Genomic DNA, 645 nt, shown 5'->3' with positions numbered 1-645 from the left:
ACTGAGGCAAACTACTATCGGCAACTTGCAACACCGGTCGCCAAACCCGCATTAACTTAAACCAACCAGCCTCCACGATTCCCGGGGCGGCTCACATTTGAATAGGCATTCCACTCGACGCAAATGGCTTGACTAGTACAACATTGGGCGCGAATACTAAGGAAGATGGTTCTACTGCAAGACATCCGTGCGCCTTCCTTGTTTGCTGTTAGATGCACTCATTCGACATGCAATCGAAAGACAAGTCTGACAATCGACCGAACATTGCCTAGGCATTGTCTACGCGAAATACGACAGCATTGCGGCACCTCTCACAACGTCCGCCTCGCCTATTTTCGCGCGCGTCAATGGTTGCGTGCCCAGGACCAACAGCGCATTCGCGGTTCCCTCAGTGACCACATCATAAATTCCATTATCGCGACGCAATAGACACCACTCCGCATCAACGTCTTCGCCAAACCGCTCGTATGTAACCATATCGCGGCCGTCGTGAAGAAAGACTCGTACCCCCATCGATGAATCGAAACCCATGTTCAGTGGTTCTATATTTTTAGAGATTACTTCATTAATCTTGCGTCCCGTAAAAAATGGGATTAAATGCAGCATCATGTCTTCACCCCTGATAATATCCCCCTCGCCAATCTT

1 protein-coding gene is annotated in these 645 nt (G+C 49.3%); it reads right to left on the bottom strand.

Annotated features, from left to right (window positions below):
• Window positions 1–279 precede the first annotated feature (279 nt).
• On the bottom strand, window positions 280–645 hold a 366-nt coding region (locus P0D80_RS50905), incomplete at its 5' end, for a hypothetical protein (protein WP_408296507.1).

The sequence above is a fragment of the Paraburkholderia sp. RL17-373-BIF-A genome, from assembly GCF_046030175.1.
GTDB lineage: Bacteria > Pseudomonadota > Gammaproteobacteria > Burkholderiales > Burkholderiaceae > Paraburkholderia.
This window is presented reverse-complemented; position numbering and strand designations above follow the sequence as displayed.